Raw genomic sequence first — 5,365 nt, forward strand, 5'->3', positions numbered from 1 at the left:
TACCAGGCAACGCATTCAATCCCTCACGATGCCACGAGTGCCTCCCGAGCGACACGAAGTTCAGGCAATTAGCGCTCCGCGAAAATCGGCGTTAGCGCGCCGGCCACCGCGATCACGATCGCACTCACTGGGAGAGTGCGGCTGAGTTTCAGCTGCATTCGTTATGTCGGGCTCGTCATCGGTCACCCGGTTCAGTGGACACGACTCACGCCCTCGGCCGAGGTGTCGAATGCCCGCCTGCCGTTGCGGCCATCATCACCGCCGGTGTCAGCGCCGTGGCCTGCCGGTTCTGTCGTCGGCCGTGACGGGAGGAACGCTGCCGCCACGATCGCGCCCAGCGCGGTGACTCCTGCGGCGACATACGATCCGGCCGTCAGGCCGTCGAGGAAGGCGCTGTTCGCGGCGTCGGACACCGCTTGTGCTGCAATTTGATTGCCGCCTCCGCGCAACTGCTCGGACGCGATGACCGCAGCGCCCACGGACTCCCCCATAACGGATCTCACTTCCTCGGGCAGCCCCTGGGCTGCGTCGGATGTCGCGAGCGACGAGGCATACAGGGACGCGTACACGCTGCCGATGATGGCGACTCCGAGTGTTCCCCCGACCTCCCTGGTGGCGTCGTTCATCCCCGAACCGATGCCCGCTTTCTCCAGCGGCACCGCTCCCATGATGGCCTCGGTCGCCGGGGCCGACGTGAGACCCAGGCCGAGTCCCAACGGAATCATCTGCGCGGCGACCTCCAGGTAGCTGGTCGACTGGCTCAGCGTGGAGATCCAGAGGAATGCGGAGGTGAAGAGCACGAGCCCGACCGTGACGATGAGCTTGTTGCCCAGTCGCACCGCGAGGATCGTGCCGAGGACGGACCCCACTGCGATCGACGTCGCCACCGGGATGAACTTCAATCCTGTCTCCAGTGGGCCGTATCCGCGAACGAGTTGGAAGTACTGGGAGATGAGGAAGATGAATCCGAACAGAGCGAAGTAGGCGAACGTCACCGCGGCGCTCGCGGCGGTGAACCGCATGTTCGTGAACAGCGTGACGTCGATCATGGGGTCCTCCTGCTTGCGCTCCCACATCACCATGGTGAACAGCAGGGCCGCGGCGAGGGTGAATCCTCCCAGGGTGGCGGTGCTGGCCCACCCGTGTTCCGGGGCTTCAATGACGGTGTAGACCAGGGTTCCGACCGCGAGCACCGAAAGGGCGAGCCCGCCGACGTCGATTCGTGGTGTGCTCGGGTCACGGGAAGTGGTCACCACCGCTACCGAAACACCGATCGCGATCGCGGCCCCGGTGGCCAGTGCGAGGAAGACGCTCCCCCACCAGAAGTGTTCGAGCAGCCACCCGCCCAGGATGGGTCCACATGCAACGCCCACTCCCGTGGTGGCACCCCAGATTCCGATCGCCTTGGCCTTCTCGGCGCGTTCGGTGAACACGTTCGACAGGATCGACAGCGTCGTCGGGTAGACGAACGCCGCTCCGAGTCCCATCACCGCTTGCCAGGCGATCAGCTGTCCCGAGCTTTCGGCGAAGGAGGCGCCCACAGCACCGCCACCGAAGATCGTGAGACCGAGGACCAGGGCACCTTTGCGCCCGTAGCGGTCGCTGAGGCTGCCGAACGCCAAAACGAACGTGGCGAACAGGAGGTTGTAGGCATCGACGATCCATTGGAGTTGCCGGTTGTTCGCCTGGAGGTCCAGTGCGAGTGAGGGTAGGGCCACGTTGATCGCGGTGGTGGCGAGGCTGATCGCCAGAGTCGCGGCGCACAACACGAGCAGGACCGGTAGGCGCGACGTCCGACGTCGCTGCAGAATCGAATTCACCACTTGATTATTTCAAGTATGTGGGTGAGATTGTCAAGTGTAGGGTGGAGTGATGAAGTCCTATGGGGAGTACTGCGCGCTGGCGAGGGCGCTGGATGTGATCGGTGACCGGTGGACGATGCTGGTGGTCCGCGAACTTCTGGTCGGACCGTGTAGGTACTCGGATCTGTACAAAGCGCTGCCCGGGATCGCCACGAACTTGCTGGCGCAACGTCTCCGGATACTCGAGGAGGCGGGAGTCGTCGCGTCGACCGACATGCCCGCGCCGGTCTCCGCGCGGGTGTATTCCCTGACCGAGTGGGGCCTGGGATTGCAACGGCCGCTGGTGGAACTCGCACGGTGGGGGGTGCCCTTGATGTCGACCGGAGCCGGCGAGGACCACAACAGGGGCCGGTGGCTGGTCTTCGCGATCATGGCGTTGTATCCGGAAGTCGATGCGCTGCAGGATGCGTCCGGTTTTCCCACTCTGACGGTGCGGATCGATGCGGAGGACGACAGCCTGTTGCTCGTCTCCGACTCGACGGGGGTCCGCACCTGTGTGACGAGCGGCGATGCGCCGGCCGACGTGATCGTGACGGGTTCGTCCGAGGAGGTGTTCCGCACGCTCTCCGGCGACCGGACCGAGGGCACGCACGCTCGGGTCACCGGCAACACCGACGCGCTTCGACGATTCTTCGAGTTGACCGCGTCGGCGTTGACCTCCGACCGCTCCCTCGTCGGTCGACACAGCTGATCGAGTTGGTCAGTTCAGCAGTGCAGCTATCACATCGGGCCGCTCGAGGGACAAGAAGTGGCCCGCATCCGGAATGTGCAGGAAGTCGGCGTCCGTCAGCAGGCGCGTGTTGTCGTGGCGGTCCGACGGTCTCGACCAGTCCTTGTCTCCGTAGACGACATGGACAGGAACCTTCACACGGGGATAGAGCGACCTGGCTGCGATGAGACTCGGCAGGTTGGCGTAGACGGCGCGCGCGACCGTGCTGTAGCCCGGCCTGCGTCCCACTGCGAGCAGTTCGTTCACGTACTCGTCCGTCAACGCGGACGTGTCGACGAGCCCGCCCCTGAGGATCGCACGCATGACGGGTTTCGGTTCGACGCCCGCGAACGTCGGCCCCACGCCGGGCGCCAGAATGCCGGAGATGATGACGCGAGCCAGCAGGCTCGATCGTGCGATCCCACCCGCGTAGTCATACGGATTGACCGCGATCACGCGTCGAACTCGATCGGGGAGGTCGGCCGCAGTAGTGAGCGCGAGCACCGCACCCATCGACTCGCCGACCCGCGTGACGTCGTCGAGATCGAGTTCGTTGATCAACCTCTCGACCGCGCGTCGCATGTCGGGCTCCTGGTAGGAGGCGCCTGGCTCGATGTCCGAGTAACCCATTCCCGGGAGGTCGAGCGCGTACACGGAGTACGTCGGCAGCAGCAGAGGAATGAGGCGCTGGAAATGCTCTGCCTGGGTGCGCACCGTGTGCAGCAGGAGGAGGGGCGAGCCCGTTCCACCCTCCAGATACCTCAGTCGTGCGGAGCCCGGCCCGTCGTACGCCAGGTACCGGCTTCGTGTGCCGTCGATCGTCACGCCCGATTCTGACCCGTTGACAGTGATGTTCGTGTCCTTCCGTCCGCCTCGCGTTCCGCGACGTTCCATCCTGGTTGCTTGATTATTTCAAGTTCTGCCGTCGCTTGGCAAGTGTGCGCCGATCCGACACGGGTCGACGCACAGCCAGGGAGGGACGATCTGCGATCCGGAGGTTGTGGGCGGGTGCAGCTGGGATCTCGATAAGTTCTGCAGGTGTCCCCTCACTGCGAGGGGTACGCATCCGCGTTGTGGCCCGGTCAGTACCGTCATCAGTCGCCGATGGAACTCGGCGGGCGTGAGCCCGAACTGGACGATGTAGTTCCGCCCCGACGCCTTAGAAACGTACGGCCGGACGGGTAACGTAAGATTTACGCTGTAAATTAAATGGTGTCCTTGTCGGCACCCGGTCCCAGGGAGGGCGAAACACATGACGACTGCCATCGACGTAGGACTGTTGATCCTGAGAGTCACCGTCGGGGTGACGCTCGCCGCCCACGGCTACGCGAAGATCTTCCGTGGGGGTCGCCTGGCAGGAACTGCCCGCTGGTTCGATTCGATCGGGATGCGGCCGGGGCGGTTGCACGCACCGTTGGCGGCATTCACCGAAATCGGCGCCGGCGTACTGTTCGCCCTCGGGTTTCTCACCCCGCTGGCGGCCGCGGCGATGATCGCGCTGATGGTGGTTGCTGCCTGGACGGTGCATCGCGACAGCGGCTTCTTCATCGTCGGTAACGGGTGGGAATACAACTTCGTGTTGGCCTGCGTGGCGCTCAGTGTCGCTGTCACCGGTTCCGGCAGGCTTTCGATGGATCATCTGATCGGCCTCGGCTCCGGGGTCGATCAGTGGTGGGGTCTGGTCATCGCCCTGGTCATCGGTCTGGGTGCGGGTGTCGGACAGGTCGCCGTGTTCTTCCGCCCTCCCGTGCCAGCGGAGGAGCGCTGATTCCAGTTTCAGCTGTTCCGCGGGGCACGGCTCGTCCGGACATGACACTAGCGTGCTCCGGTGTCGCGCGACCTCACACCATCTCCCCTCCCGGACGCCGGTGCATGGCGGATCCGGGTCGCGTACGCCGTTCGGGCGGGCAGTCCAATTGCCTTTCCGGCGACGCCCTGTCGTTGACGTCTCGAAGGAGTCGGTATGTCGGTGAATCGCCACCCACGTGAATCCGGAACGCTCGTGAAGGATCGAGTGTTCGACTGTCAAGGGACATTCGGTCCTGGATCTGGCGCAATTTTCATGATTGCTTTGGGGCACTTAGCTATCCGGCGTGTATGACGCGTTTGCGGAGTAGGTCGAAGTTGGCTCGCCCGTACATCTGCCGTTTGAGCATCTTAAAAGTTACGTGGAATCTGGCCGTGGGGATGATTATGTCTCCTCGGTGTTGACCACGAACTGAGGAGATGGCTTGAGCGGCACGGTGGTGTTGGAAGAGAAGTGGCCGGTCCTGGGCCGGCATATACAGGCGGCCGGGTGGCTGCGGGTGTGGACCGATCTCGGGAGGGCGCCTCGGACGATCGACGCCTACGCACGGGGGCTTGCCGAGTACCTGGAGATGTGCGAACGGGAGGGGGTCGACCCGGTCTCGGCGAGTCGGGCGCATGTTGGCGTCTATGTGCGGGAGTTGACCGACCGGCCCAGCCGCCGTGGCACGAACGTGGTGGCGCTCGATTCCGGGTCCGGTCTGGCGAATGCCACGATTCAGCAGCGGCTGGTGCCGGTGCGGCTGTTCTACGACCACCTTATGGAGGAGGGGTTGCGCGAGTCCAATCCCGTTGGCCGGGGGCGTTTCACACCCGGTCGACGCGGTGGCGGGCATCAGCGGGGGTTGGTGCCTCGGTTGACGAAACTGCCCTGGATCCCCACCGAGCGCCACTGTTCATTAGTCAAGTCGAGTGTCGGAATTGGATTTGTCGGTCAGGTCGAGGCGCGGAGGGGCCCAGCGGAACGTGTGCTGCTGGGCCCCTCCGC

At 64.4% G+C, this 5,365-nt stretch carries 5 protein-coding genes; 3 read left to right on the forward strand and 2 right to left on the reverse strand.

The window, feature by feature from the left end; translation table 11 throughout:
* Positions 1 to 191: 191 nt before the first annotated feature.
* Complete coding sequence (locus ACFVJ3_RS49060; RefSeq protein ID WP_378458976.1) at positions 192 to 1,820, reverse strand: MFS transporter; 1,629 nt, start codon at positions 1,818 to 1,820, stop codon at positions 192 to 194.
* Between the two features lie 52 nt (positions 1,821 to 1,872).
* On the opposite strand from ACFVJ3_RS49060, the gene ACFVJ3_RS49065 reads away from it, so the two are divergent.
* A complete protein-coding gene (locus tag ACFVJ3_RS49065) occupies positions 1,873 to 2,553 on the forward strand; it encodes a winged helix-turn-helix transcriptional regulator (RefSeq protein ID WP_378458977.1) in 681 nt (226 codons plus the stop codon).
* 9 nt (positions 2,554 to 2,562) lie between these two features.
* Here ACFVJ3_RS49065 and ACFVJ3_RS49070 read toward each other — a convergent pair whose 3' ends face one another.
* Entirely contained in the window at positions 2,563 to 3,396 is an 834-nt protein-coding gene (locus tag ACFVJ3_RS49070) for an alpha/beta fold hydrolase (RefSeq protein WP_378458978.1), read from the reverse strand.
* A 427-nt stretch (positions 3,397 to 3,823) separates the two neighbouring features.
* On the opposite strand from ACFVJ3_RS49070, the gene ACFVJ3_RS49075 reads away from it, so the two are divergent.
* The gene (locus ACFVJ3_RS49075; protein ID WP_378458979.1) at positions 3,824 to 4,339 is read left to right on the forward strand and encodes a DoxX family protein; all 516 of its coding nucleotides are present in this window, start codon (positions 3,824 to 3,826) and stop codon (positions 4,337 to 4,339) included.
* A 463-nt stretch (positions 4,340 to 4,802) separates the two neighbouring features.
* Positions 4,803 to 5,365, forward strand: a 563-nt coding sequence (locus ACFVJ3_RS49080; protein ID WP_378458980.1) for a hypothetical protein, incomplete at its 3' end; no start/stop codon positions are given.

It is taken from the genome of Rhodococcus sp. NPDC127593, from assembly GCF_042671975.1.
GTDB lineage: Bacteria > Actinomycetota > Actinomycetes > Mycobacteriales > Mycobacteriaceae > Rhodococcus_F.